The sequence below is a fragment of the Halovulum marinum genome (assembly GCF_009697225.1).
Lineage (GTDB): Bacteria > Pseudomonadota > Alphaproteobacteria > Rhodobacterales > Rhodobacteraceae > Halovulum > Halovulum marinum.
Map to the genome: position 1 here is coordinate 95,813 of NZ_WIND01000013.1, position 26,040 is coordinate 121,852.

General features: G+C 62.5%; 22 protein-coding genes and 3 pseudogenes. 22 read left to right on the plus strand and 3 right to left on the minus strand.

Going from position 1 to position 26,040, the window contains the following annotated elements; translation table 11 throughout:
* The first annotated feature begins 1 nt into the window (after nt 1).
* The 7 genes and pseudogenes from GE300_RS15120 to GE300_RS15150 all read left to right on the plus strand — a co-directional run.
* Nucleotides 2–1,498, plus strand: a complete 1,497-nt coding sequence (locus tag GE300_RS15120) for an aldehyde dehydrogenase (protein ID WP_325063261.1) — start codon at nt 2–4, stop codon at nt 1,496–1,498.
* Between the two features lie 27 nt (nt 1,499–1,525).
* A complete protein-coding gene (locus GE300_RS15125; RefSeq protein ID WP_154447536.1) occupies nt 1,526–2,533 on the plus strand; it encodes a TRAP transporter substrate-binding protein in 1,008 nt (335 codons plus the stop codon).
* Nucleotides 2,533–3,102 carry a TRAP transporter small permease gene (locus tag GE300_RS15130; protein WP_154447538.1) on the plus strand — a complete coding sequence of 190 codons (570 nt, stop codon included), beginning with the start codon at nt 2,533–2,535 and terminating at the stop codon, nt 3,100–3,102. Before GE300_RS15125 ends, GE300_RS15130 begins: the two co-directional genes overlap by 1 nt.
* Nucleotides 3,103–3,111: 9 nt before the next feature.
* The gene (locus GE300_RS15135) at nt 3,112–4,422 is read left to right on the plus strand and encodes a TRAP transporter large permease (protein WP_325063262.1); all 1,311 of its coding nucleotides are present in this window, start codon (nt 3,112–3,114) and stop codon (nt 4,420–4,422) included.
* A 206-nt stretch (nt 4,423–4,628) separates the two neighbouring features.
* Nucleotides 4,629–5,144, plus strand: a complete 516-nt coding sequence (locus tag GE300_RS15140; RefSeq protein ID WP_154447540.1) for an antitoxin Xre/MbcA/ParS toxin-binding domain-containing protein — start codon at nt 4,629–4,631, stop codon at nt 5,142–5,144.
* On the plus strand, nt 5,141–5,815 hold the full coding sequence (locus GE300_RS15145) for an RES family NAD+ phosphorylase (RefSeq protein ID WP_154447542.1): 675 nt from the start codon (nt 5,141–5,143) through the stop codon (nt 5,813–5,815). The genes GE300_RS15140 and GE300_RS15145 overlap by 4 nt, the downstream gene beginning before the upstream one ends.
* 65 nt (nt 5,816–5,880) lie before the next feature.
* Nucleotides 5,881–6,198 (plus strand): annotated as a pseudogene (locus tag GE300_RS15150) (integrase core domain-containing protein); the annotation flags it as partial.
* A gap of 718 nt (nt 6,199–6,916) precedes the next feature.
* Here GE300_RS15150 and GE300_RS15155 read toward each other — a convergent pair.
* From GE300_RS15155 to GE300_RS15165, 3 genes and pseudogenes are all read right to left on the minus strand, one after another.
* Nucleotides 6,917–8,473, minus strand: coding sequence for an ISL3 family transposase (locus GE300_RS15155; RefSeq protein ID WP_154447544.1), 1,557 nt, complete (start codon nt 8,471–8,473; stop codon nt 6,917–6,919).
* A gap of 145 nt (nt 8,474–8,618) precedes the next feature.
* Nucleotides 8,619–10,175 (minus strand): ISL3 family transposase, encoded by a 1,557-nt coding sequence (locus GE300_RS15160; protein ID WP_154447546.1) that lies wholly within the window; start codon nt 10,173–10,175, stop codon nt 8,619–8,621.
* A 115-nt stretch (nt 10,176–10,290) separates the two neighbouring features.
* Nucleotides 10,291–10,419 (minus strand): annotated as a pseudogene (locus GE300_RS15165) (IS3 family transposase); the annotation flags it as partial.
* Nucleotides 10,420–10,877: 458 nt separating this feature from the next.
* On the opposite strand from GE300_RS15165, the gene GE300_RS15170 reads away from it, so the two are divergent.
* The 15 genes and pseudogenes from GE300_RS15170 to GE300_RS15240 form a co-directional block, all read left to right on the plus strand.
* Nucleotides 10,878–11,501 (plus strand): VOC family protein, encoded by a 624-nt coding sequence (locus GE300_RS15170; RefSeq protein WP_154447548.1) that lies wholly within the window; start codon nt 10,878–10,880, stop codon nt 11,499–11,501.
* A complete protein-coding gene (locus GE300_RS15175) occupies nt 11,498–11,917 on the plus strand; it encodes a PaaI family thioesterase (RefSeq protein ID WP_154447550.1) in 420 nt (139 codons plus the stop codon). The genes GE300_RS15170 and GE300_RS15175 overlap by 4 nt, the downstream gene beginning before the upstream one ends.
* The gene (locus GE300_RS15180) at nt 11,914–12,927 is read left to right on the plus strand and encodes a quinone oxidoreductase family protein (RefSeq protein ID WP_233417065.1); all 1,014 of its coding nucleotides are present in this window, start codon (nt 11,914–11,916) and stop codon (nt 12,925–12,927) included. Before GE300_RS15175 ends, GE300_RS15180 begins: the two co-directional genes overlap by 4 nt.
* Complete coding sequence (locus GE300_RS15185; protein WP_233417066.1) at nt 12,924–14,417, plus strand: class I adenylate-forming enzyme family protein; 1,494 nt, start codon at nt 12,924–12,926, stop codon at nt 14,415–14,417. The genes GE300_RS15180 and GE300_RS15185 overlap by 4 nt, the downstream gene beginning before the upstream one ends.
* Entirely contained in the window at nt 14,414–15,385 is a 972-nt protein-coding gene (locus GE300_RS23120; protein WP_154447552.1) for a TetR/AcrR family transcriptional regulator, read from the plus strand. The genes GE300_RS15185 and GE300_RS23120 overlap by 4 nt, the downstream gene beginning before the upstream one ends.
* A 1-nt stretch (nt 15,386) precedes the next feature.
* Nucleotides 15,387–16,931, plus strand: coding sequence for an ABC transporter substrate-binding protein (locus GE300_RS15195; protein WP_154447554.1), 1,545 nt, complete (start codon nt 15,387–15,389; stop codon nt 16,929–16,931).
* A gap of 19 nt (nt 16,932–16,950) precedes the next feature.
* Nucleotides 16,951–17,889 (plus strand): ABC transporter permease, encoded by a 939-nt coding sequence (locus tag GE300_RS15200; RefSeq protein ID WP_154447556.1) that lies wholly within the window; start codon nt 16,951–16,953, stop codon nt 17,887–17,889.
* Nucleotides 17,886–18,737, plus strand: a complete 852-nt coding sequence (locus tag GE300_RS15205; protein ID WP_154447558.1) for an ABC transporter permease — start codon at nt 17,886–17,888, stop codon at nt 18,735–18,737. Before GE300_RS15200 ends, GE300_RS15205 begins: the two co-directional genes overlap by 4 nt.
* The gene (locus GE300_RS15210; protein WP_154447560.1) at nt 18,737–19,732 is read left to right on the plus strand and encodes an ABC transporter ATP-binding protein; all 996 of its coding nucleotides are present in this window, start codon (nt 18,737–18,739) and stop codon (nt 19,730–19,732) included. The genes GE300_RS15205 and GE300_RS15210 overlap by 1 nt, the downstream gene beginning before the upstream one ends.
* A complete protein-coding gene (locus GE300_RS15215; protein WP_154447562.1) occupies nt 19,729–20,694 on the plus strand; it encodes an ABC transporter ATP-binding protein in 966 nt (321 codons plus the stop codon). Before GE300_RS15210 ends, GE300_RS15215 begins: the two co-directional genes overlap by 4 nt.
* Complete coding sequence (locus tag GE300_RS15220) at nt 20,691–21,776, plus strand: alpha/beta hydrolase family protein (protein ID WP_233417067.1); 1,086 nt, start codon at nt 20,691–20,693, stop codon at nt 21,774–21,776. Before GE300_RS15215 ends, GE300_RS15220 begins: the two co-directional genes overlap by 4 nt.
* Nucleotides 21,773–22,531, plus strand: coding sequence for a creatininase family protein (locus GE300_RS15225; RefSeq protein ID WP_154447566.1), 759 nt, complete (start codon nt 21,773–21,775; stop codon nt 22,529–22,531). Before GE300_RS15220 ends, GE300_RS15225 begins: the two co-directional genes overlap by 4 nt.
* Nucleotides 22,531–24,021: an FAD-dependent oxidoreductase gene (locus tag GE300_RS15230; RefSeq protein WP_154447568.1), complete on the plus strand. Its 1,491-nt coding sequence runs from the start codon at nt 22,531–22,533 to the stop codon at nt 24,019–24,021. Before GE300_RS15225 ends, GE300_RS15230 begins: the two co-directional genes overlap by 1 nt.
* Nucleotides 24,018–25,064 carry a threonine aldolase family protein gene (locus GE300_RS15235; RefSeq protein WP_154447570.1) on the plus strand — a complete coding sequence of 349 codons (1,047 nt, stop codon included), beginning with the start codon at nt 24,018–24,020 and terminating at the stop codon, nt 25,062–25,064. Before GE300_RS15230 ends, GE300_RS15235 begins: the two co-directional genes overlap by 4 nt.
* Before the next feature lie 181 nt (nt 25,065–25,245).
* Nucleotides 25,246–25,976: pseudogene (locus GE300_RS15240) on the plus strand (transposase); the annotation flags it as partial.
* Between the last annotated feature and the right edge of the window lie 64 nt (nt 25,977–26,040).

Sequence of the window (26,040 nt, forward strand, 5' to 3'; positions counted from 1 at the left end):
CGTGAATTATAAACACCCGATCACCGCACCCGAACGTCTCGGCGGCCTTGTCGCGGGGGCGCCGTCGTCTGGGGGCGGGATCGACATTCCGGTGTGGTATCCGGCAACGGGAGCACAGGTTTCGACACTGACCGAGGATGACGCCTCGGCAGTGGACAAGGCGGTGAACGCCGCGCGGCGGGCGTTCGATGGGGGGCCGTGGCCTCGACTGGGCGTCGAGGCGCGGATGCAGGTATTGCGCCGCTGCCAGGCGATCATCCTGGCACATGCCGACGAACTGGCGCGGCTGGAATGTTTGAACACCGGCCTGCTGCTGCGCGAACTGAAGGCGCGGCACATGGTGCGGGCAGCTTACAATTTCAGTTTCTTTGCGGATTACATCGGGCAGGCGACCGGGCAGCGCTATGACCAGGCGACGGACTACGTGACCACCGTGGCCCGCGACCCGGTGGGCGTCGCCGCACTGATCGCGCCCTGGAACGCGCCAGTCGCGCTGGCCTCAATGAAGATCGCCGCCGCGCTTGCCTTCGGGAACACCTGCGTCGTCAAGCCGTCTGAGCAGACCCCGCTGGCAGTCGCCCGGCTGGTCGAGCTGTTGCAGGAAACCTTGCCCGAAGGCGTGCTGAACCTGGTCAACGGACGTGGCACCGTCACCGGCGCCGCGCTGGTGGCACACAAGGGCGTGGACCTGGTCAGCTTCACCGGCGGAACCGAGACCGGGCGCGCGATCATGTCCGCTGCCGGGCAGAACCTGGTGCCCTGCACGATGGAACTGGGCGGCAAGTCGGCAAATATCATCACTGAAAGCGCGGACTTGGACCGGGCGCTGGACGGTGCGCTGCTGGGGATATTCTCGAACAACGGGCAGCAGTGTCTGGCGGGCTCACGGATCCTTGTGCACCGCTCGATCATGGACGAGTTTATGGGCCGGTTCGTGGAGCGTGCCGAGCATCTCCGGGTTGGCGACCCCACCGCGGACGACACGGAATTGGGGCCGCTGGCCTCGGCCCCCCATCGGGACCGGGTTCTGGGGTTCGCGGACATCGCACGCGCCGATGGCGGTTCGGTCATGACGGGTGCAGCCCGGCGCGAGGACCTGGGTAGGGGCTATTTCGTGGCGCCGACGGCTGTGCGGGCCTGTTCGAACGCCGACCGGGTGGCGCAGAACGAGATATTCGGTCCATTCGCGACCTTCCTGCCGTTCGATACCAACGACGAAGCTGTCGCCATCGCCAATGATACCGCCTTCGGGCTGGTGGCTTATGTCTGGTCCGACGATCTGCCCACGGTGATGCAGATTACTGACGGGCTGCGTGCAGGCGTTCTGTGGGTCAACACACCGATGATGCGTGAGTTGCGCGCGCCCTTCGGTGGCTATGGCGCCTCCGGCGTGGGACGCGAAGGCGGCGCGGCCTGCGAGAATTTCTATACCGAACAAAAGACGATAACGATCCCTCGGCGTCCGGTTCCGCTGCGCGCCTTGGGACAAAACAACTGACGGCGGATCCCAACAGGAGATGAAAAGATGAAAATGACCAGGATCATGGCGGCAGCGACTGCCATTCTTGTCGGAAGCCTAGCCGTAGCAGCGGCTCAGGAGCAGGTGAAAGTCGCAACCTTTGTGCCGGAACAGTCTACCGGTGTCGCGGGTGTCATCAAGCCATGGATGGACGCGGTTCAAGCCGACGTTGGTGGCGCTGTAAAGATGCAAGGCTTCTGGGGCGGCACATTGGGCAAGAGCCCGGTAAAGCAGTTCGAGCTGGTGCAGAACGGCGTCGCGGACATCACCTGGGTGCTGCCCTCTTATACCGCGGGCCAGTTCCCGGAAATGAGCCTCTTCGAACTCCCATTCCTGTTTCGCACGGCTGACGAGGCATCGATCGTAGGTTGGAAACTGCACGAGGCGGGTCTGCTGACCGGATTCGACGGTGTGCATGTGATTGGAATCTTCGCGACCGAGCCGAATGCACTTTTCATGGAAGAGCCGATTGCCGGACTGGAGGATCTGGATGGCAAGAAGATCCGTTCCGCCGGGGCGATCCAGGCAAAATGGCTTGAGGCGTTCGGTGCATCTCCGCAGGCGCTCAGTTCGGCCGAGTACAACGAGGCGCTGAACCGGGGCACCATTGACGGCGTGATCCAGGGCTGGACCGGGATGAATACGTTCAAGTCCTTCCCGCTGGTGAGCCAGGCAGTCGATGTTCCCGCGGGTACCATTCCGTTCCTGCTGCTGATGAACGAAGCCAAGTGGGACAGTCTGCCGCCGGAAGTTCAGGAATCGATGATGACACATGGCGGGCTGGCAATGGCGGAGTCCGGAGCGGCTGCCTACACCGCTGCCGGCGAAAAGGTCGTCGAGGAGCAGAAGGCCGAGGGCCGACTGGAGATCCTGATCCCGGACGCAGACAAGTTGGCTGCTCATGAGGAAACCACGCAGGCCGTACACCAGTGGTGGATTGAACGGACCGACAATGGCCAAGAGATCTTTGACCAGACCCAAGCCATCCTGGCTGGACTACGGGGCGAGAGCTGATGGCGGGGAGCGCCTCGGCACTCGGTGCCGCGCCAGGTCTGGCGCGGCGGATCGACAGGCTGACGCAGACCGTCGCGCTGACCGGATTTGCCGGGCTGGTGGTCGTGGCGCTCCTGACCTTCTATGACGGCTCGGCACGCTACATCGGTGTGCCGCGCATTTCGGGCTTTCACGACTACGGAGAGCTTGTCTATCCCATCGTCATCGCCAGTTGCTTCCCCGCCGGCCTGCTTCGGCAAAGCAACGTGACAGTGCGCATACTGGGCAAGCTGATCGGTCCTCGCGGGTCGATGGCGTTGGAGGCGTTCGCCGGTTTGCTTACTCTGGCGTTCTTTGCGGTGCTGGCCTGGCAGTTCGTTGCGCTGACGTCGAATTATGCCGAGGCCGGGCGCACTACCCGCACCGTTGAAATTCCGCTGGCGATCTGGTGGTGGATCGCAACGGCGATCATGGCGCTGTGCGTGCCGGTGCAAGCCTATGTCACCTGGGCCTGGGCCCGCGCCGCGTGGACAGGTGAGCCGCCAGCACTGGCGGATCTGAAATCCGGCGATACCGCCGAAGTTGCATAAGGTAACGCCGTGACCGATCCTTTCCTCGTGGGCTCTCTGGGCCTGCTGGCCATGTTTGCGCTGATCATTCTGCAAGTGCCTGTCGGCGTCGCCATGGGTATCGTTGGCGTCATCGGCACCGGGCTGATCATCGGTTTCGGCCCGGCGCTGTCTTTGCTGGGCACGGAACCCTCGGCCGCGATGGCATCCGAGGGACTGGCGGTGGTCGCCATGTTCCTGCTTATGGGAAATCTCGCCAATGTGGGTGGGTTGTCGTCCGAACTCTACAAGCTCGCGCAGGTCTATCTGGGTCACCTCAGGGGCGGCCTGATCTTCGCCACTATCGGCGCCTGTGCGGGTTTCGGCGCGGTCTGCGGTAGTTCAGTTGCCACAGCGGCCACGATGGTGAAGATCGCCATGCCCGAGATGGTCCAGCGCGGGTATTCCCGCTCACTTGCCGCCGGGTCCATCGCCTCGGGCGGGACACTGGGCATGATCATTCCGCCAAGCGTGGTAATGATCCTTTATGCGATCCTGACCGAGAACTCGATCATCACTCTGTTTCTGGCCGCGATCATTCCCGGTCTTCTGGCTGTGGTGTTCTACTTTTTCGCGGTCGCAATTACCGTGCGCCTGTACCCCGAGACAGCCCCAGTCGGGCCGCGCAGCACCTGGACCGAGCGGCGTCAGGTCACCAAGCAGAATTGGGCAGTTTTGCTACTGGCGGTCGCCGTTTCAGGCGGCATCTACAGTGGCATCTTCACCGTAACTGAGGCCGCGTCTGTCGGCGCGACTATCGCATTGGGGCTGGCGCTGCTGCGCCGCCGTCTGACGGTCGGCAGCTTCCTGTCCTGCCTGGGCGATACCGCCGCCAACACCGGACTGATCTTCGTCATCATCATCGGTGCGTCGGTATTCTCGTATTTCGCAACTCTATCTGGGCTACCAATGGCTGCCGTCGCGTGGATCGAGGGACTAGGCCTGCCTGACCTTCTGGTGATTTTCTGCCTCCTTGGTTTCTACCTGGTGCTGGGCTCGATATTCGACACGATTGCCGCGATGGTGTTGACGCTGCCCTTCGTTTATCCACTGGTGGTCGGCATGGGCTACGATCCGGTTTGGTGGGGCGTGGTCAACGTGGTTGTGATCGAACTTGGCATGATCACCCCGCCCATCGGCATCAACGTCTTCGTGCTGCACGCGATGGCGGACGACCTGCCGCTAGGCAAGATCTTCCGCGGCGTGATTCCGTTCATCTTCGCAGACCTCGCCCGGCTGATTCTGCTAGTCTTTATACCGGGGCTGAGCCTCTGGCTGCCCGGCGCACTGGGTTGGCTGTAGCGGCTTTCCGCATTGCGTCAGACAAACAAGAGCAGCAGCGCTTCCGGTTCGGGGGCGCCGCACTGTTTCTGCCGGGCGCATCGATGGCCGGGACTGACGTCCGAGGCAAACCTTGCCATTCCCCAATCTCCTCGTTCACCTTGCTGGTAGCTCTTGACGTGTCCACATGTGGACCATATGTTCATATATGGACAAGGAGCATAGCGATGCGTATTGCCAGCGTTTCAGGTGTCGACGCCCCCTCCAAGGGCATCGGGTACCACACGATTTCCAAAGAAGACCGTGAACGGACAAGCGCTCCCGGCCTGCGCGCTTTTCGCGAGATCGCGGATCGATTTGGCTTGAGCGAAGCGGAGCGCATTTCCCTCCTCGGGGATCCCGGCCGATCAACCTATCATCAGTGGATGAAGAAGGCGCGCGAACAGCGGTCTCTCACCCTGCCGCTTGATACGCTCTTGCGGATCTCGGCGGTGCTCGGGATTTACAAGGCGCTGAGCATCCTGTTCGAGAGCGAGAGTGAGGCGCTGGTCTGGCTGAAGGGACCTCATCGGGGCACGCTCTTCGCGGGGGCCTCGCCTATGGTCTACATGCTGGAAGGCGGGCACGACGGACTCATGTCGGTGCGCCGCTACCTCGATGCCTGGCGAGGCGGCAACATGGGCGCTGGCGCACCGGAGGGGAGTTTCGAGGCGGTCACCGAGGGCGACCTCGTGTTCGCATGAGGATCATCGATTACGATGTGACGTCCGCGCCGGCGGGAACGTCACGCCTCATCCCCTCGCGGTTTCCGCCGGTATCGGCCTTTGAAGCGGTCGCTGCCGCAGATGATCTGGATGCCGTGATGTACTTGGAGGGCTGGACGAATGACCGCCTGGTGGCTCCGCGGCTCGAGCGCCTGCCCCGGGCGGAGTGGGTGTATGGACGCCCGAACGCGAGTGTGGTCATGGCGGCTTTTCTGCACGGATCGCCTGGCGGGCTCAGGTTCACGGATTCGAGCCTGGGGGCGTGGTATTGCTCTACCAGCATCAACACGGCGCTTCTGGAGGTGGCCAACGGGTTGCGCGAGGAGATCGCCTTGAGTGCCCTGACACAGAAAGCCGAGACCTATCGGCAATACAGATCGGATCTGGCGGGCGACTACGTCGACATCTTTGGAGCACACCCGGAAAATCACGATCCCGACGATGCATGCCATCCCGAGACCCAGGCCTTCGGTCGGCGGGTTCGGGAAGAAGGCGCACGCGCCGGCATTCGATATGAAAGCGTGCGCCACCCCGGCCATGAGAACTGGGTCTGCTTTCGTCCATCGCTGGTCCTGAACGTGACACAAGCAAGCCATTTCAGGATCGAAGTGCCCCGGTCGGGCCGTGTCGTCGTGCGCCAGCTCTCCTGATGTGGCCGCGACAGTCTGTGAGGTCGTCATGCAATTTGAAAAGATCAGCCACACGCCCTCCCGGCCCGAGATCCCTGTCATCTTACGTTGCCGCCGATCTGGCCAACTATCTTGAGGGCAAGGGAATGGATCATGTTCGAGGCGCACCGCATCACCCGCAAACCCAAGGCAAGATCGAGCGCTGGCATCAGACCATGAAGAACCGGGTCCTCTTGGAAAACTACTTCCTGCCCGGCGACCTGGAACGGCAGATCGCCGCCTTCATCGACCACTACAACAACCATCGCTACCACGAGAGCCTGGCCAACCTGACACCGGCCGATGTCTATCACGGCCGCGGCGCAAGGATCCTGAAGATGAGAGAGGAGGCGACGGGAGAAACGGGCCCCGGAATGATCGACGACGACCATCCGGGGGTGTCGATCGGTGACATGGCCAACGGCCTTGAGCCGGATCGGACGATCCTGTCCGAGTACCACGCCATGGGCTCGACCACGGGTGCGTTCATGATCCGCCACGGAAAGTACAAGTACGTGCACTACGTGGCGCATCCCTCACAGCTGTTCGATCGCGAGACGGATCCGCAGGAGCTGAACGACCTTGGTACGGATCCCGACTACGGCGAGGTCATCGCCGCGTGCGAGGCGCGGCTGCGCGATCTGCTTGACCCGGAAGAGGTCGACCGCCGTGCCAAGACCCGCCAGCGCGACCTGGTGGAGCTGAACGGAGGACGCGAGGCGGTGATCGCGCGCGGCGACCTGGGGTTCTCGCCGCCGCCGGGTCACCAGCCCGATCTAGGCTGACTGGCGACGTCAGCTTTGCAGGTGGGCTTGGCCGGGACCCGTACTGGTCTCGGCTGAGCCGAAGCGTTGTTTTCTAAGGCTAAGTGTGAACGGCGGATTGTCTGGCGTGAAGGTTTGGGCCTGGCGCGTCCGCCCGGGCTACTGAGAACCAGCTCGTATCCCAGTCAGACGCCGAGGCGATCAAAGACCGTATTGGATCTGAGTCTGTGAAGTCAGATGTCGCGTAGCTCTTAATCGAGGTCATCTGTGAACCGGCATGGAAAAGTGGCTCTGACTCAGAGTTGATGCACCTTTTCGACTATGATGCCGCGACAAGCCGAGCCTTGAGCAGGTCGATATTCGCGCGCCCATACATCTGGCGTTTCAGCGTCTTCAGGCGATTGATCTGGCCCTCGGTCTGCCCGTTCGACCAGGGCTCCCGCAATGCGGCGGCAACTGCGGCCTGGTCGCTACGAAGGCCACGGGCGAAGGATGAGAGCAAGCTGTCGTCGGCTTCGTCGAGCCAGGCGCCCAGGGCACTCTCACGGGCGTTTCGCACCATTTCAGTGAACCGGTCGGTCAGTTCCCGGGCGGTTGCCAGCGCTGGTAGCGCCGCTTCGATCCGCACGACCTGGATTGCATCGGCACGAGTCAGATGATCCCGTCCCATGGTCAGGAGCCGCGCAATCCTTCGGGCAGGTGGCGATTTTCCGGTTCCGGACGGTACCGCTTGCTCGGCCCGGCGCTGGCGTGTCGCCCACTCGCCGACGACCCGGAGACTGCCTTGAAACCCATCAGCCCGTAACCGGCGCCAGAGTTCTGCGCCGTTGCGGCATCCGCCGCTCCACTCCCGTTCCAGCCGAGGCAACCAAGCGGTCAAGCTGCTCTCACGGATGCGGAAAACATCTTCGCGCTCACCGCGGACGATCTGGCGGACCAAGCCGCGACTCAGCCCGGTCAGACGCACGATCCGTTTGATGGGAACACCCTCGTCTGCCATTCGGCGGACCATGTGGTTGGTCTGCTGGCGCCTTTGAAAACCCTCGAATTGCAGCCTTTCCGCTGCCGTCAGAAGCCTCGGATCGAGGGTCTCTACCCCGATTGCCTTGCGAATGGCTGGCATGTTCCGCTGCACGGCGGCCAGGAAGGCGGCACTTGCATTCTCTAGCAGATGCCAACGATCCGCGACTTGAACTGCGTCTGGCAGGGCGCGAGCGGCAGCACCGCCATAGCCACCGTTGCGATCGCGGGCGACAACCTCGATCCCGGGACGCGCGCGGAGCCACGCTTCCACAGTGGCGGGCTCTCGGTCGGGCAGCAGATCGATGACCTTCCGCCGTTCGAGATCGCAGATCAGCGTGCCATATCGCTGTCCCTTGCGCCACGCCCAGTCGTCGATACCCACCACACGAGGTTCCGCGGCAGCCTCCTCGGCCTTCGGCCGAACGCGGCGCAGGCGAGTGTCTTTGCTGACCGGCAGCAGAAGCCGTACAGCAAGCGCCTGCGCGGGGCGCCCACCAAGAGCAATGCCGATGTGACGCACCAGTTCTTGCAAGCGTGATGTCCTACGCGAATGTGGCCGGGTGACATCAGGCGGGAACCGTTCTGAAAAAATCTTCGCCGGGCAACCTGCAGCGCAGCAACGAAACCGGCGAACCAGTAGCACCAGTTCAACTTCTCGGCCATGCGCGGGGAGATCGGCTGGCCGACGCCAATACTTGCTGTGGACATGGCGGGAGACCGTGCCACAGCGTGGGCATGCTGCCGACGCATCCAAGGAATGGGCGTGGACCCGGATCCTGTTGCCATCAAGCTCCACTTGGTCGGCCTTCAACCCTGCCGGTAGAAAATCTCGTCGCGAAAGCCATGAACCCATCGGCAACCTCCATCAAGCTTGCCAAGATATAGCGCTCTGGCAACTCAACTGCACCAAATGCGCGACAGAGCCGAAAAGTGACCCCGTAGCGGGGGTGATCGGCGTCCAAGAATGGCTCTGACTCAGAGTTGATGCACCTTTTCGACTATGATGCCGCGACAAGCCGAGCCTTGAGCAGGTCGATATTCGCGCGCCCATACATCTGGCGTTTCAGCGTCTTCAGGCGATTGATCTGGCCCTCGGTCTGCCCGTTCGACCAGGGCTCCCGCAATGCGGCGGCAACTGCGGCCTGGTCGCTACGAAGGCCACGGGCGAAGGATGAGAGCAAGCTGTCGTCGGCTTCGTCGAGCCAGGCGCCCAGGGCACTCTCACGGGCGTTTCGCACCATTTCAGTGAACCGGTCGGTCAGTTCCCGGGCGGTTGCCAGCGCTGGTAGCGCCGCTTCGATCCGCACGACCTGGATTGCATCGGCACGAGTCAGATGATCCCGTCCCATGGTCAGGAGCCGCGCAATCCTTCGGGCAGGTGGCGATTTTCCGGTTCCGGACGGTACCGCTTGCTCGGCCCGGCGCTGGCGTGTCGCCCACTCGCCGACGACCCGGAGACTGCCTTGAAACCCATCAGCCCGTAACCGGCGCCAGAGTTCTGCGCCGTTGCGGCATCCGCCGCTCCACTCCCGTTCCAGCCGAGGCAACCAAGCGGTCAAGCTGCTCTCACGGATGCGGAAAACATCTTCGCGCTCACCGCGGACGATCTGGCGGACCAAGCCGCGACTCAGCCCGGTCAGACGCACGATCCGTTTGATGGGAACACCCTCGTCTGCCATTCGGCGGACCATGTGGTTGGTCTGCTGGCGCCTTTGAAAACCCTCGAATTGCAGCCTTTCCGCTGCCGTCAGAAGCCTCGGATCGAGGGTCTCTACCCCGATTGCCTTGCGAATGGCTGGCATGTTCCGCTGCACGGCGGCCAGGAAGGCGGCACTTGCATTCTCTAGCAGATGCCAACGATCCGCGACTTGAACTGCGTCTGGCAGGGCGCGAGCGGCAGCACCGCCATAGCCACCGTTGCGATCGCGGGCGACAACCTCGATCCCGGGACGCGCGCGGAGCCACGCTTCCACAGTGGCGGGCTCTCGGTCGGGCAGCAGATCGATGACCTTCCGCCGTTCGAGATCGCAGATCAGCGTGCCATATCGCTGTCCCTTGCGCCACGCCCAGTCGTCGATACCCACCACACGAGGTTCCGCGGCAGCCTCCTCGGTCTTCGCCCGAACGCTGCGCAGGAAAGTGTCTTTGCTCACCGGCAGCAGAAGCCGTACAGCAAGCGCCTGCGCGGGGCGCCCACCAAGAGCAATGCCGATGTGACGCACCAGTTCTTGCAAGCGTGATGTCCTACGCGAATGTGGCCGGGTGACATCAGGCGGGAACCGTTCTGAAAAAATCTTCGCCGGGCAACCTGCAGCGCAGCAACGAAACCGGCGAACCAGTAGCACCAGTTCAACTTCTCGGCCATGCGCGGGGAGATCGGCTGGCCGACGCCAATACTTGCTGTGGACATGGCGGGAGACCGTGCCACAGCGTGGGCATGCTGCCGACGCATCCAAGGAATGGGCGTGGACCCGGATCCTGTTGCCATCAAGCTCCACTTGGTCGGCCTTCAACCCTGCCGGTAGAAAATCTCGTCGCGAAAGCCATGAACCCATCGGCAACCTCCATCAAGCTTGCCAAGATATAGCGCTCTGGCAACTCAACTGCACCAAATGCGCGACAGAGCCAAAGTTCGGCGCCGATTGACAGCCGGAGTCTGAATTCAGCTAGTTATGTGGCAATGTCCTCAGTTTTCAGAGCGGCGTAGAAGTTCGCCGTTGCTTCTGCCGGTGGGATGTTCCCGATAGGCTCGAGCAGACGGCGGTTGTTGAACCAGTCCACCCATTCGAGTGTCGCGTATGTGAAGAAGCTGGATATAGGTGAGGTAATGCAGGTCCGATGACGCGACCTGATGAGAACGGGGTGCGTAAGGCCAAGTGCCGTCTCATGCATACACAAATACCTATAATAGACCGAGGACAAAGACATTGCCTGTGTCATACCTTACCCCCCGCCGCCAAACGGGCGATCCGAAAGCTCGGGTCCGATATCCGTGACGCGCGTTTGCGCCGCGGCTTGCCGGCGTCAGTTGTCGCCGAACGGGCAGGTATTGCGCGCTCGACCTACCGATAACTTCATCTGCTAGATTGTTATGCAGTTCCCCAATTCGGGGAAATATAAGTATCTCAATAACTTATCCTGAAATTTGGCGCGACTAGCCAGATTCTCATGCACCGTCGGGCGCGATCCAGAAAAATTTCTTTGAAAATTACTGAGCGCTCAGTAACGTCGGGAATCATCGGCCAAAGAAGGTGACAATGACGCTGACGCTCGATCATATCCTCCTTGGTGCGCCCGACCTCGACGCAGCAACAACTGCTTTCTCGGCGCTTTCGGGGGTGACTCCGTCGGGCGGTGGCTCGCATCCCGGCTTCGGAACGCGCAACAAGCTGGTCTCGCTCGGCGAGGCACTCTTTTTCGAAGTGATAGCGCCCGACCCAGAGCAGTTAGCCAAAGGTCGGCGCGCCGATGGCCTGAGCGATCTCGCCGCGCCGAAGATGATGGCATTCTGCCTGCGCTCGTCGGACCTCTTGGCACTCTCAGAACGCGCTACCGCGGCGGGGCTTTCTCCTCAGACCCCGGTCCCCATGAGCCGTACGCGTCCGGACGGTGTGACGCTGAACTGGGAGATCCTCTACCTCGATACCGAAGGTTGGGGCGATGCGGTCCCGTTCGTGATCGACTGGAAGGGGTCTCCGCACCCTGCCGAAACGTCACCAGAGGGATGTGCGCTCACCGACTTCGCCGTTCTGCATCCTGACGCGGCAAAGCTGCGCGCAGTCTACGAAGCGATGGGGATCGATGTGCCCGTCAAATCGGCGCTCGCGCCCGGGTTCCTGCTTAAGCTCGATACTCCCAACGGTGAGGTCGTGCTCACATGACGGCAGTTGATTCAGACTTTCAGGTCTCGGAGATCGTTGGCCGTGCTCCTTACCACAGATTGCTCGGGCTTGATTTCGTCTCGCAGGATGCCGATGCTGGAGAGGTTCGACTGGGCTTGGATCTTTGCCCGGAGCTGATGCGGACCAATGACGGGGACGGAATGCATGGCGGGGCGATCGCGTCGCTGATCGATGTCGCAGCCTACTACGCGGTCCGGCTTGCTGCCGGGCGGGGTGGAGCGACTGTTGCGCTTTCAGTCGATTATTTGCGGCCCCTGACCGGCAAGAGGGCAGAGGCAGCTGCCCGCGCTGTCCGGGTGGGGCGCACACAGGCGCTTGCGGATATCGAAGTGTTCGGCGACGGCAGGCTGGTTGCCGTCGGTCGCGCGCGCTTTGCTCTTTCGGAGAAATCATGATGCGCGCAGTCGTCTTCGATCATCACGGACCAATTGAAAACCTCGTGATGCGTGATCTGCCGATACCTGAGATCGGACCCGATCAATGCCTCATCAAGGTGCGGGCCGTGTCGCTCAACGGGTTCGATCCCATGGTCCTGAGGGGTATCCCTGGTCTCAAGACACCGCTTCCGATGATCCCGGGCGCCGACATCATGGGGGTTATCGAGAAGATCGGCGCAGACGTACCCGAAGAACGTTTCTCGATCGGGCAGCGCGTCGGCATCGACCCATCGACCGAGACAGGCATGATGGGTGAGACCCGGCGCGGGGGCATGTGCGAATACCTTGCCGTCGAGGAGCGATTTCTCGTCCCTATCCCAGATGGTGTCACGGATCATCAGGCAGCGTGCCTCCCGACGGCCTACGCGACGGCGCATCGCATGCTCTTCACACGCGGCCAGCTCCAGGCCGGGGAGAAGGTGCTCATCCTCGGCGCGTCCGGCGGCGTTGGCACATCCTGCATTCAACTCGCAGTATCGGCCGGCGCCGAAGTCGTGGCCGTCAGCTCGTCGGCCGCGAAACTGGCCGCCCTGAAAGACCTCGGTGCCCAACATGTCATCGATGGCAGCCAGGAGGACTTCGTCGATGCCGTCTGGCGCATCTATGGAAAACCGCGCACGCGCGGCGGGGAGGGCGGCGTCGATGTCTGCGTGAATTATTCCGGCGGCGACAGCTGGGCGAAGAGTTTCCGGACCGTGTGCAAGGGCGGGCGAATCCTAACCTGCGGTGCAACGGGCGGATACGATCCGAAGACCGACATCCGCTACATCTGGTCGTTCGAGCACAAAATCCTTGGTTGCAACGGATGGGAACGGGTAGACCATCTCCAGATTCTCCAAATGATCGCCGATGGCCGCTTCTCTCCTGTAATCGACAGGGTGGTCGACATGGGCGATATTCAGGAAGCCATGCGCGACCTGGCCGAACGCCGGGTCACCGGGAAAGTCGTTCTCGAGGTCGGGCCATGATGCGCTCGAGAAACCTTGGGGCCTGCTTTTGCCGTGAAACCGCCGGGGAAAAGATCGCGCTGATCGAGCCTGGCCCGCCGGTCAGGCAAACGACCTACGCCGAGCTGCAGACGGAGGCCGATGCCGTTGCGCGGGGGCTGGTCGCACACGGCCTGACTCGGGGCGACCGGGTCGGTCTCATGGCAATGAACAGCCGAGAGTATCTCGCGGCCTATTTCGGCGTGATGCGCGCCGGGATGGTCGCAGTTCCGTTCAGCTACAAGCTTGCGCCGCCGGTCATCGAGCACATCTGCAGGGACGCCGAGTTGAAGCTGCTCTTTATTGACGAGGGGCAAGAGCCGAAGGCACCGGGCTTCGTGGAAACAATACGCCTGGATGCTCCGGCATTCGAGGATCTGAAGGATCCGGGGCCGTTCGCCGTGGTCGAGCCGGACCCTGGCGAGGTTGGCATGATCCTCTACACGTCCGGCTCGACAGGGGTCCCCAAGGGCGTCCTGTTGAGCCACGACTCCCAGCGGTGGTCGTTGGAGCGAGGGTCGAAGGCCGCCGGCGATCGCTGCGATGCAATCTACATCGTCGCGGCGCCCATGTTCCATATGAACGCCACGATCTCGACGAAGGGCGCGTTCTGGAACGGCGCAACGGTCGTGATGCTGCCGGCGTTCGATGCCCGGGCCTACGCCGCTGCCATCCCCCAGTTTGGCGTAACGACATTGACGTCGGTCCCGACGATGCTGGCGCTCGTCGCGAGAGAAGGTGACGCACTCGGCGGTCTCGATTTTTCCTCCGTGCGGGATGTGACGATGGGATCGGCCCCTTTGACGCAAGCGCTTATCGACAAGGTGCAAGCGCTCTTCCCGGGCGCGAAGATCAGCAACTCTTACGGAACTACGGAAGGCGGGCCGTCTCCGTTCGGGCCGCATCCGGACGGAGTTCCGCGTCCGGCGCTCTCCCTGGGCTATCCCCATCCGGGAACGGGCGCGGAACTCCTCGAAGGCAGCGGGCCAGACGAGGGCGTACTCTATCTCAAGAACCCGATGCAGATGAATGGCTACAACAACCTGCCAGAAAAGACGGTCGAGGTGGTCCGCGACGGTTGGTACCGGACTGGCGACATCATGCGCCGAGACGAGAACGGGTTCTTCTACTTCATCGGCCGCGCCGATGACATGTTCAACGTGGGCGGCGAGAATGTCTGGCCAGGAGAGGTCGAGAAGCTGCTGGAGACGATGCCAGGCGTGCACCAGGCCTGCGTTGTTCCGGCACCGCATGAAACCAAGGGCATGGCGCCTTTTGCTTTCGTCGTTCCGTCGCCCAGAGCAGAGTTGACGGAAGATGCGGTCAAGCAGTTTGCATTGTCGAACGCGCCGGCACATGCGCACCCGCGCCACGTCGAATTTCTCGATGCCATTCCGCTCGCGGGAACGAACAAGCCGGATCGGAACGCCTTGACGGCACGCGCTGCGGAGTTGGTGAGGGGTGCGATGTGAGCAATGCAACCGGCAACCAGGCGGCGCTGCCGCATCGGGGTTCGACCCGCCTTGAAGGCGAACCCGGCGCTGTCGCTGCGGCCGACTTGTTGAGGTTTGCCGAGTCGCTTGTGAGGGAGGCGGCCAGCCCGAGCCAGGTGACCGGAGCAACACTTCACGTACTCGGGCCCGGAGCATCCACCAGCGTGACGGGCGATGCCCACTGCATTTGGCTTTCAGACCCATCGGTATGGCGCGTGTCCGTCGCGGACGCTGGCGGAACCCCCATGGCGGAGGTGACCCTTACGGTCACCGCGAAAGAGAAGGCGGTGCCAGCGCCGCCGGACAAGCCTCGGAAAAGCGCCGCATCCGACGATCGCCGGACCCGGATAGCAACGGCCGCACGAGATGTGTTCGCGGAAAAGGGGTACGCGTCTGCCACGATGCGCGAGATCGCGGCCGCGGCGGATATGCACGTTCCGACTATGTACCAGTATTTCCGATCCAAGGAAGAGATTCTGGAACTGGTTTACTCGTGGACGATCAACCAGGCCGTGGACCTGATGCAGGATGCTCTGGAGGGCACCGCGCCCGTAGAGCAGCGGATTGACCAGATCATCCGCCGTCTGCACGACGTCAACCTCAAGCTGCGGCGCGGGACGCTTGTCATGAACCGCGAAACCCGCTCGTTGTCCCGCACTGCGCGGGACCGGGTCCTCGGACATTACGCGGGCATGGTTGAAAAGCTGGGCGACGTGATCGCCGAAGGTCAGGCAGAGGGCATTTTCCGCGAGATGGACCCGCAACTCGCAGCGGTCTTCGTCGATGCCCTTGCCGATGTCTGGGTTTTGCGACCGTTCGCGGTGCGGGACAAGGATTCAGAAGACTATGCCGCCGAGCTGGTGGCGTTCGTTCGCAATGCCCTCATGGGCAATGCCGATATGACCCCGGAGACACCGGGGCAAACCGTCACCAACAGGAGAAACTGACATGCATATACGCAGATTGACTGGAACTGCTGCGCTCGCAACCCTTCTCGCCAGCAGCGCGGCATTTTCCGCGGATCTTCGAACGACCATCCCGGCCGACCCGGCGATGGTAGATCCCATTACCTACTCCGAACTGGTCGCGGGCGACGTGATGGGAAACATCTACGAGTCGCTTACGGGCCTCGACGCCGAGGGCAACGTCGTTCCGATGCTGGCTGAAAGCTGGGAGCCGCTCGAAGGAAACCTCGGGTTCCGGTTCAACCTGCGCCAAGGCGTGAAATTCCATTCCGGTCGCGAGTTCGGCGCGAAGGACGTCAAATACACATTCGAGCAGTTGCTGACGCCCGGCATGAAAGGCGGGCTCGGCGCACGGTATCTCGACGTGATCGTGGGGGCCGAAGCGGTGAAGGACGGCTCTGCGGCGGAACTCGAGGGCATCACGATCGTCGATGATCACACCATCGAGATCGCCTTCACAAAACCCGACGTGCTGTTCCCTGTCTACCCCATCTACATCATGGACGCCGGGATCGTCGACGAACACGGACCCGACTGGGCATCGAAGGTGAGCGCGGGCACGGGACCTTTCACGTTCGCGTCCTGGAACCTTGGCCAAAGCGTCGAACTTGATGCTTTCGCCGACTATTGGGGAGGTGCGCCGGCCATCGATGGCGTCGACTTCCTTGTCGTCCCCGACGCCAATACGGCAATGTCGATGTACGAAGCAGGAGAAATCGACCTTCTCTATGCGCCTCCGACGCTGAACCGCCGGATCCTCACCGACGAAGCCCTTGCAGACGAGACGCTGCGCGTGCCGGCAGCCCAGATCCGCTATCTCGGCATGAACGAGAATGTCTACGAGCCGTTCAAGGACATCAACGTGCGCATGGCCGTGTGCATGTCCATCGACAAGGAGGCGATGATCGAAGGCCTCTTCTCGGGTGCCGCCCTGCCGCTCAACGGCCAAGTGACCGAGGGCGTCGCCGGCTACAATCCGGTTCTCGAGCCGATCCCCTACGATCCCGAGGCAGCGAAAGCCCTGCTGGCCGAAGCCGGCTATCCGGACGGCGAAGGCCTGCCGCCGGTGAAGCTCTCCACCACGGAGCCCAACAAGAACGAGCATATCTACTATGCCTCGCAGTTCCAGGAAGTGCTCAACATGCCGGTCGAGGTCGAGATCGTCGAGCGTGCGACGCACATCAAGGCGATGAACGGTGGCGAGGTTCCTTTCTTCGCCTGGGGCTGGTCGGCAGGCTACCCTGATGCGCTCTACTTCCTCAGCCAGGTCTGGTATGGGCCGAGTCCTTACAACCGCTCGCGCTGGCAGGACGACGAGTTCGACGCGTTGATCGAACAGGCGTTCGAGACGGTCGACAACGCGGAACGCTACAAGCTCTACAACGCGGCCGAGAAGATCCTGATCGACGACTACGGCACCTGCCCGCTGACGGTGCGAATGCAGGTGGCCTTGGTCAAGCCGGGGGTCGAGGGGGTCAGCCTGTCGCCGTTCCGCTTCCTGCCATTCGGCGATGTGACCATCCAGTGACTCGGGGCGGGGCGCGGTAATGCCAGGCTATATAGCACGACGGATCGGCGGACTTCTGTTCATCTGGTTCGTCGCGGTACTGATCTCATTTGCCGCGCTCCAGTTTGTGCCAGGTGACCCGATCCTGGTCCTGCTTTCGGATCAGTCAGGCGATGCCGCGCTCGAAGCGCGGCTGCGCGCAGACTACGGCCTGGATCGGTCATTGCCGCTCCAGTTCATCGACTACATCGGCTCGATCGCCGACGGTAGCTTCGGTCTTTCCTACCGCTTCGCTGGTCGTGAAGTGATCGAGATCATCGAGGGGGGGATGTGGATCACTCCCCTCCTCGCCATAACCGCGTTGGTCATCGCGGTTCCGCTCGGGGTGTTCCTCGGGATCGCAGCCGCGACGCGCGCAGGCCAGTTGGCCGATACAGCGATCATCCTGCTCCTCGTGTGCGGCATCTCCATTCCGAACTTCGCCTTGGCGACGACGCTGGTCTGGCTGCTTTCCATCAAGGCCGGGCTTCTGCCGGTCGCTGGTTGGGGAAGTTTTTCGCAGATGATCCTTCCGGTCGTGGTTCTCACCGTGCCGCCGGTCGCCTACATCGCGCGCCTGACAAGAAGCTACATGCTGGAAGTGTTCGAGAAGGACTACATTCGCACCGCACGCGCCAAGGGTGTGCGAGACCGGCTGGTTGTCTGGCGCCACGCGCTGCGGAACACGCTGGTGCCACTCCTGACCTCGATCGGGATCATATTCGGCGGTCTTCTCTCCGGCAGTTTCGTGGTCGAGACGATCTTCAACATTCCCGGGCTCGGGCGGATCGCCATCGAGTCGATATTCGCCCGGGACTACCCGGTCACCATGAGCGTCGTGCTCCTGTTCACGGTGTTCTATTCACTGATCAACCTGGCCGTGGATCTGAGTTATGCGCTGATCGATCCCCGAATCCGACTGCAGGGGCAATCCGCATGACCACGGCAGCAATTTCCCGCTCTGACTTCTGGCTCAGGTTCTCGCACAGCAAGAACGCCGTTATCGGAGCTATCATTGTCACCATCGTCACCTTGGCGGCCATCTTCGCGCCGGTTCTCGCGCCTCAGGATCCCGGCAAGGTTTCCATCCTGTTCACCTGGGAGCCGCCGGGGGACAGGTACACGCTCGGAGCCGATGCCCTGGGTCGCGATGTCTTGTCGAGATTGGTCTGGGGCGCACGCGTCTCTCTGCTCGTTGCCTTCTCGGTGCTTTCGATCACTCTCGTGATCGGGGTCACCCTGGGAATGATCGCGGCCTGGTCGCGTGGATGGCCCGACAGCTTGATCATGAGGACGGTCGACGTCGTGTTCGCCTTCCCCGAGGTCATCATCGCCCTGCTGATCGCAGCGGTTCTTGGACCGGGCACCCTCACCGTGATCGTAGCGCTTTCGATGGTGTGGTGGCCCGGGATCGCGCGAATGACACGGTCACTCGTTCTCTCCTTGCGCGAGGAACTCTTCGTCGAGGCAGCCGTGGCCTGCGGGACGCCGCCGTGGAAGATCATGTGGAAGCACTTCCTGCCCAACATCATTTCGCCGCTGATCGTGCGGGCATCGATCGGCGTCGGCTTCATCATCATGGCGGAGGCAACGCTCTCGTTTCTCGGGATCGGCGTTCAGGAGCCGATGCCGACCTGGGGCGGGATGATCCGGGATGGCCTCCCGGAGTTGAGATCCGACCCGCATCTTGCCCTCGCCGCGTCGGCCTCGCTCGGGATCACGATGATCGGTTTCAACCTGCTGGGCGATGGTCTGCGGGACGTGCTTGATCCGAAGGGAGCGCGCTGATGGCACTTCTTGAAGTCGATGGGATGAGCGTCACCTTCAAGGGTCTCCGCGGGTCGATCGAGGTTCTTCGGGACGTCTCGTTTGTCGTCGAGCCGGGAGAAGTCGTCGCGCTGGTCGGTGAAAGCGGGTCTGGAAAATCTGTGACCTCGCTCGCGATCATGGGGCTGCTGGGCAAGGCGGGGGCGCTCTCCTCTGGTGTGATCAGGTTCGAGGACACGGACCTCGCGAGTCTGCCGCCAGCGACGCGGCGGGACATCCGCGGACGCGATCTGGCGATGATCTTCCAAGAGCCCGGAACCTGCCTCAACCCTGTCTATCGCGTCGGTTTCCAGATCGCCGAAGCACTTGTGGAGCACGGCTTGTGCGATGGTGCTGAAGCGGAGAGACGCGCCATCTCATTGATGGAGCGGGTCGGCATTCCCGCGGCTTCCGAGCGCTTCCGCGATTATCCTCACCAGTTCTCCGGCGGCATGAAGCAGCGCATCATGATCGCGATGGCATTGGCCTGCAATCCACGCCTTCTGATCGCGGACGAACCCACGACCGCGCTCGACGTGACGATCCAGGCTCAGATCCTCAACCTGATCCTCGATCTGCAGCGCGAACGCAGCATGGCCACCTTGCTGATCACCCACGACATGGGGGTCGTGGCCCAGATGGCTGATCGGGTGGTGGTCATGTATGCCGGCGAGGTGGTCGAGACCGCCACGGCCCAGCAACTTTTCACGGCACCGGCCCATCCGTATACGCGGCTACTACTCCGCTCCATTCCCACCGCGCGTGTGAAACAGGACGCGTTGCCCCTGATTGACGGAACGACGCCGCCCGCAACGGATTTTCCGCAGGGCTGCCGGTTCCATCCCAGGTGTCCGCTGGCGACACGGGAGTGTGCCGAAACCAAACCGGACCTGACGAGCGTCGCGACCTGCCAGGCGGCGCGCTGCCTGCGTCTTGATCTTCCGGCCGAGGCACTCGAAGAGGCGATGGCGATATGACGGCATTGTTGCAGCTTTCCGGTGTCTCGAAGACCTTTCGTGTCGGGGCGGCTGGACGTCAAACAGACCTGCGCGCCGTGCGCGACGTGAGCCTCGACGTCCATCCCGGCGAGACCCTTGCGGTCGTCGGAGAATCCGGTTGCGGCAAGACCACGCTTGGCCGTGTGATGCTTCGGCTCACGCCGCCGAGCGCGGGAACGCTGCGATTTGACGGCGTGGATATCACCAACATCGATGCCAAGGCGCGCCGGGAATTGGCGCGCGACATGCAGATCGTGTTCCAGGATCCGTATTCGGCGCTGAATCCGAGGATGAAGGTCGCGGACATCATCGCCGAGCCTTTGGTCAATCTCGGAATGTCGCGCGCTCAGGTCAGGGAGCGCGTCGCGCGCGTGATGGAAACGGTAAGGCTGCCGATCGCGTTCGCCGACCGGTATCCCCACGCATTTTCTGGCGGTCAGAGACAGCGGATCGGCATCGCGCGGGCGCTCGCCGTCGAACCCAGGCTCATCGTGTGCGACGAAGCGGTTTCGGCCCTGGATGTCTCGGTCCAGGCGCAGATCCTGACGCTCCTGAAGCAGATCCGGGCGGACACCGGCGTCGCGCTCGTTTTCATCTCGCACAATCTCGGGGTGGTGCGCTTTCTCGCTCACCGGGTAGCGGTGATGTACCTCGGGTCGGTCGTCGAGGTGGCAGACTCCGAGGCCTTGTTCACTGCGCCGCGGCATCCGTACACTGCCGCTCTTCTTGACGCCATTCCCGAGCCCGACTTGTCGATGCGCGGCAAGCGCCGCGTGATCGAGGGGGATATCCCCAGCCCTCTCGATCCACCGCCCGGATGCGCCTTTCATCGCCGTTGCCCGCTTGCCGGAGATATCTGCCGCAAGGAACCACCCCCGCTCGAGGCGAAGGCTGCCGGGCATGAAGCCGCATGTCACTTTGCAGAAACGGAATTGCCATGATCACGGAACGCACTGTCTACTCTCCCAAGCCCGGCAAACTTGATGAGGTCCTGGCAACACGGCGCCGTGCGAGCGAGATCCGCCGAGAAATCGGATTGCGTCCCGGTGAGATATCCCTCGAGAGCGATGTCGACGGGAACCCGGCTCGTATCCAGTGGCAGTGCGCATTTCCGGACGAAGCTGCACACAAGGCAGACCTCGATGCGCGCGCGGCCAGTCCCGAGTTCGAGGCAATTCGGAAGACCATGACCGGGTTGATCGATAACTTCGAGCGCCAGGTCCTTCGCGCACTGCCCATGCGCAACTCGCGTCTTTCTCCGCAATTGATGGCAGGTCGCTCGATTGTGCCCGAGGAGGTCCGTTTTCCCTCTCATGGCCGGGAACTGGCAGGCTTCCTCTTTCGACCGCCCGGGCAGGGGCCTTTTCCACTAATGGTGGCGAACCACGGCAGCAGCATTGCACAGGGAACGCAGGATCTGTGCAGACCCAGTGTGGCAGCACTTCTGATGTCATGGGGGGTGGCAAGCTTCCTGCCGCATCGGCGGGGGTACGGAAACTCGCCCGGCACCCCATGGCGCGAGGACGTGTCGGCGGAATATGGAACCGACGCCTATGACGATCAACTCGCCGCGCGCCTGGACGCGGAGAGTGACGATGTTGTCGCGGCGCGGGCCTGGGTTGCGGAGCAGCCCGGAATCGATCCGGACCATATTGGCGTGATGGGATCGAGCTTCGGCGGAACCAACACGCTGTTCGCCGCCGCGAAAGAGCCGAAGTTCCGCTGCGCCGTGGAGTTTGCCGGGGCAGCGATGAACTGGGATCGCACGCCGAACCTGCGCAAGGTCATGCATGAGGCTGCCTCGCGCCTGACCCAGCCGACCTTCTTCATCCAGGCAGCGAACGACTACTCGACCCGGCCTACCACGGAACTGGCAGAAGGGCTCGCCGGAGGATCCGTGCCGATACGGTCGCGGGTCTATCCGTCGCACGGTCTGTCCAGGGATGAGGGACACTTCCTCTACCGCGACGGGACGTTGGTCTGGGGGCCGGATGTACGCGACTTCCTGGAGGAATACCTATGAAAGGCGCCTGGCTTGCCGACCTGACGTGGCCCGAGGCGAAACAGCGTTTCGACGATGGGGCTGTTGTCGTCGTGCCGATCGGTGCGGCCTCCAAGGAGCACGGGCACCACTTGCCCTTGGCCACTGATTGGATCCTTGCGCAGGGGATCGTGGACAGGGTGTTGGCCGAACTTCCGGTCGTTGCCGCGCCGATCCACGGACACGGATACTATCCCGCGTTCCGGCACTATCCCGGTAGCCAGCATCTCAACCCGACGACCTTCGCCTCGGTCTTGCAAGAGGTCCTGGAGGGGTTTGCCGCACAAGGCGTATCCCGCCTCGTCCTGCTGAACACGGGTGTCTCCACGACTCCGGTCTTGACCGTGCTCGTACGTGAATTCTATGAGCGCCATCGCCTGCGGGTGCTCTGTGCCAACATCACGGAGCTCGGCCGGGACACGGACCAGATGATGAGCCAGAAATTCGGCGGCCACGGCGATGAGCACGAGACGTCCATCCTGCTCGCGCTCGCCCCAGACAAGGTCAGGATGGACAAGGCGGCCCCGGACTATGGGCATCTGGAGTCGCTGCCCAAGAGTGCATTCTACGTTCCGAGTTGCTTTGACGGAGACGAAGAATCCGGCTGGGATTTCTCCTGCTACGGCGTCCGCGGAGATCCTTCTCTTGCCAGCGCCGAAAAGGGCGAGGTCATGCTGAAGGCCATCGTGCGCGATGTGGTCGAGGGAATACGCACTCACTTCCCGGACGCGGTCTGATGACGCGGCGCGTGATCGTTCTCGGATACGGATATGCCGGTGCGGTCGCCGCGATCTCGGCGGCCGATGCCGGGGCCCAGGTTCTGCTTGTCGAGAAATCTGCAACCCCTGGTGGCATCTCTATCTGCTCTGCCGGGGGGCTGCGGATCGCTGCCGATGCGGATGCGGCATTCAGCTATCTGAAAGCGACCTGCGGCGGAAAAACCCCCGATGATGTCTTGCGGACGCTGGCCAGCGGAATGACTGAGCTCGAGACCAGGCTTGCCCGGTTGGCGGACGGGATGGACGCTGTCGTCGACAGCCGGTCGTCGCCGGGGAACTATCCTTTTGCGGGAAACGAGACATTCGGATTTGCCTATGTCGAAGCGCTGGGAGGTTTCGAGCCTGCCCGAGACTACCCTCATGTGCGCGGCAATCCTCAGGGCGCGCTGCTCTTCCGGCTCCTCGAACAGAACGTCGCGCGGCGTCCGGGGATCGAGGTGCGGCTTGGGTGCGCGGCGCAAAGGCTTGTGACGGAGGATAGCGAGGTCGTCGGCGTGGAACTGGCTGACGGCAAGATCGAACGCGGCCGCGTCGTTCTCGCCACCGGCGGGTTCGAGGCCGACCCGAAAATGCAGGAGCAGTACTGGTCCGGCGGCGCCGCGCTTTCGGCAGCATACGCCGGAAACACCGGCGATGGTATCCGGATGGCCCAGGCAGTGGGCGCTGACCTCTGGCACATGTGGCACGCGCACGGCTGCTATGGTTTTGAAGTGCCCGGGCATCCGTTCGGTGTGCGGGTAAAGCGCCTTCCCGACTGGCAGCCCGGCCCAGACGGACTTCCAGCGCGTGAAGTACCCAAGGCCGCGTGGATCCTGCTGGACAATTCGGGGCGGCGGTTCATGAACGAGTACGAGCCCTACCTGCAGGACACCGGGATCCGCTCGCTTGGCACCATGGACATGTCCCGCCAGCAGGCATCCCGCAATCCGGCCTGGTTCGTGACCGATGCGACAGGTCTCGCGCTCTACCCGATGGCAAAACCGACCTGGAATGACCCGGACGCGGGCTATGAGTGGTCGGCGGACAACAGTGCGGAAGTCGCCTCGGAGCTTTTCCGCGAAGCAGAGAGCGCGAACCATCTGGCCGAAGTCATCGGGGCGGAGCCGGCGGACGTCGCCAGTGCACTCACCGGCTGGGAGACGGTGTGCCGGATGGGCGCCGATCCGATGGGCAGACCTCCTGCGTCGCTGTTCCCGCTCAAGCCACCCTATTTCTTGGCACCGGTCGTCCCTGTCGTGTCGAATACCCAAGGGGGACCGCGTCACGATGCGGCGCAGCGGGTACTCGATCCGTTCGGTACGCCAATCCCGGGCTTGTGGTCAGCCGGAGAATGCGGTTCGGCGTTCGGGCACATCTACATGTCGGGCGGAAATATCGCCGAGTGTTTCGTCGGCGGTGACATAGCCGGCAGGGGAGCGGCCCTGTTGGAAGAGGTGGAGGCGGCATGATCCCGATAAACATGGCCGACGATAGCCACGTGCCGACACCGCCCGAGATGGCGGCCTTGCTGGCCGAACTCTCGACAGAGGCCGAGGCTGACTACTACGGACAAGGCGGCGCCGTGGCCGCGTTCGAAGAGCAGGTGGCGGAGTTCCTCGGAAAGGAACGCGCCGTCATGTTTCCGACCGGAACACTGGGCAATCAACTGACCCTGCAGCGTCTGTCCGGTGGGTCCCCGGCTCGGATTGTCGTGCATCGTCAAAGCCATCTGTTCAACGATGCGGGAGACAACCTCAGCCAACTCTCGGGGCTGACGATGGTGCCACTTGAGGGGCGCGGGGCAGGCTACTCGGCGGCGCAGTTGAAAGCGGAGATCGAGCGAACCCGATCTGCGCGGGTGGCGTCCCGCATCGGTGCCGTCGCGGTCGAAACACCGTCCCGGCGGGTGTCTGGCCGTAGGTTCGGCTCCGAATTGCCGGGCGTGATCGAGGTCGCGAAAGCCGAAGGAATACCGCTGTTCCTCGACGGTGCCCGCATGCTGATCGAGTGTGCTTGGGCCGATGTAACCCCACGCGAAATGGCGGCACCCTTCGATGCGGTCTACCTATCACTCTACAAGTACCTCAAAGCGCCTTTTGGCTGCGTCATTGCCGGACCGGGGGAACTGTTCGAGGGCATCCATCACCATCGCCGACGCTTCGGCGGCTCTCTCTACCAGATGTGGCCGGCGGCGGTCATCGCTTCGAATGCCCTTCCGAGGCAAGCGGAAACCTGGCGCGAGGCACGCCGTGTTGGCGAAGCTTGTATCTTGGCGTTGAAGGAGCGAGATCGCATACCCAACGTGTACCCCGACGGCACGAATGTTCTGACGTTCAACTGTATGGCGTCTCCGGAAAAACTGAACGCGCTTGAAGAAAAGTTCGGGCTCAAGTTTCTCCCGCCTTCAAGTGGGCAGTTGTCGCTGAAGATCAACGAAACATGGATAGGGCACGATCCAAACCAGATCGCTGATCGGCTGATCGCCGTACTCGATGAGGCGCAAATTTGTTGAATGACCAGCCAGCACGGTTTGGCGCCGTGACAAGCGATACTTCGCTGAGGCGCACTGTCGCTTCGGTTCAGTGGCGAGCTATAGAGCCTGGCGGTGATGCTGCTCTGCCCCCTGAAACCTGGACCGTCTGAAGCTGGAGTTTTCCGCTACGATTTCCCGGCTGGGAGAGGAGCGGAATCACATGAAGGCATCGAAGTTTTCGGACGCGCAGAAGGCGTTCATCATCAAGCAGGGCGAGGAAGGCACTCCGGTGGCTGAGATCTGCCGCAAGGCAGGCATCAGCCAGGCGACCTACTTCAATTGGAAGAAGAAGTACGCCGGCCTTTTGCCGACCGAGATGAAGCGCCTGAAGCAGCTCGAGGATGAGAATGGCCGGTTGAAGAAGATCGTGGCCGACCTGACGCTGGACCGGGAGATGGCGAGCCGTTGTCCGCCATTGGTCCGAGGACAATGGCGAGCGGATGTCATCCGGCGAAAGCTCGCTCGCCAGTGGGCTTGAACCAGTGGCGCTCACTGGCTCGCCCTGGTCGGATGCGCGAACTGGTGCGCGGGATGTGCAGCGATTGGGCGGTTTCGATCCGGACGGCGTGTGGCGCCATCGGATTTGATCGTTCGACGTTCCACTACAAATCCCGCCGCGCCGATCAGGCTGCCGTGGAAAAGCGGATCAAAGAGATCTGCGAGACACGTGTGCGCTACGGCTATCGCCGGGTTCATGTGCTCTTGGACCGCGAGGGCTGGGGCATCAACATCAAGAAAGTCTATCGTATTTACAGGGAGTTGGGCATGCAGTTGAGGAACAAGTCGCCGAAACGGCGGGTGAAGGCCAAGCTGCGCGATGACCGTGCCGAAGCCGTCGGGCCGAACGATGTCTGGGCGATGGATTTTGTCCACGACCATGCGCGTTCCGGGGTGATCCGGTCGGGGATTCCGATTTGATCCGGTCACCCATTCCAATCTGATCCGGTCACCGATT

Excerpts from the sequence above, each read along its gene's own strand:
- GE300_RS15205 (WP_154447558.1), top strand. The coding sequence starts at position 17,886 with ATGACCACGGCAGCAATTTCCCGCTCTGACTTCTGGCTCAGGTTCTCG.
- GE300_RS15155 (WP_154447544.1), bottom strand. The coding sequence starts at position 8,473 with ATGGGTTCATGGCTTTCGCGACGAGATTTTCTACCGGCAGGGTTGAAG.
- GE300_RS15140 (WP_154447540.1), top strand. The coding sequence starts at position 4,629 with ATGCGTATTGCCAGCGTTTCAGGTGTCGACGCCCCCTCCAAGGGCATC.
- GE300_RS15225 (WP_154447566.1), top strand. The coding sequence starts at position 21,773 with ATGAAAGGCGCCTGGCTTGCCGACCTGACGTGGCCCGAGGCGAAACAG.
- GE300_RS15235 (WP_154447570.1), top strand. The coding sequence starts at position 24,018 with ATGATCCCGATAAACATGGCCGACGATAGCCACGTGCCGACACCGCCC.
- GE300_RS15230 (WP_154447568.1), top strand. The coding sequence starts at position 22,531 with ATGACGCGGCGCGTGATCGTTCTCGGATACGGATATGCCGGTGCGGTC.
- GE300_RS15195 (WP_154447554.1), top strand. The coding sequence starts at position 15,387 with ATGCATATACGCAGATTGACTGGAACTGCTGCGCTCGCAACCCTTCTC.
- GE300_RS15185 (WP_233417066.1), top strand. The coding sequence starts at position 12,924 with ATGATGCGCTCGAGAAACCTTGGGGCCTGCTTTTGCCGTGAAACCGCC.
- GE300_RS15170 (WP_154447548.1), top strand. The coding sequence starts at position 10,878 with ATGACGCTGACGCTCGATCATATCCTCCTTGGTGCGCCCGACCTCGAC.
- GE300_RS15160 (WP_154447546.1), bottom strand. The coding sequence starts at position 10,175 with ATGGGTTCATGGCTTTCGCGACGAGATTTTCTACCGGCAGGGTTGAAG.
- GE300_RS15220 (WP_233417067.1), top strand. The coding sequence starts at position 20,691 with ATGATCACGGAACGCACTGTCTACTCTCCCAAGCCCGGCAAACTTGAT.
- GE300_RS15180 (WP_233417065.1), top strand. The coding sequence starts at position 11,914 with ATGATGCGCGCAGTCGTCTTCGATCATCACGGACCAATTGAAAACCTC.
- GE300_RS15125 (WP_154447536.1), top strand. The coding sequence starts at position 1,526 with ATGAAAATGACCAGGATCATGGCGGCAGCGACTGCCATTCTTGTCGGA.
- GE300_RS15215 (WP_154447562.1), top strand. The coding sequence starts at position 19,729 with ATGACGGCATTGTTGCAGCTTTCCGGTGTCTCGAAGACCTTTCGTGTC.
- GE300_RS15175 (WP_154447550.1), top strand. The coding sequence starts at position 11,498 with ATGACGGCAGTTGATTCAGACTTTCAGGTCTCGGAGATCGTTGGCCGT.
- GE300_RS15145 (WP_154447542.1), top strand. The coding sequence starts at position 5,141 with ATGAGGATCATCGATTACGATGTGACGTCCGCGCCGGCGGGAACGTCA.
- GE300_RS15210 (WP_154447560.1), top strand. The coding sequence starts at position 18,737 with ATGGCACTTCTTGAAGTCGATGGGATGAGCGTCACCTTCAAGGGTCTC.
- GE300_RS15130 (WP_154447538.1), top strand. The coding sequence starts at position 2,533 with ATGGCGGGGAGCGCCTCGGCACTCGGTGCCGCGCCAGGTCTGGCGCGG.
- GE300_RS15200 (WP_154447556.1), top strand. The coding sequence starts at position 16,951 with ATGCCAGGCTATATAGCACGACGGATCGGCGGACTTCTGTTCATCTGG.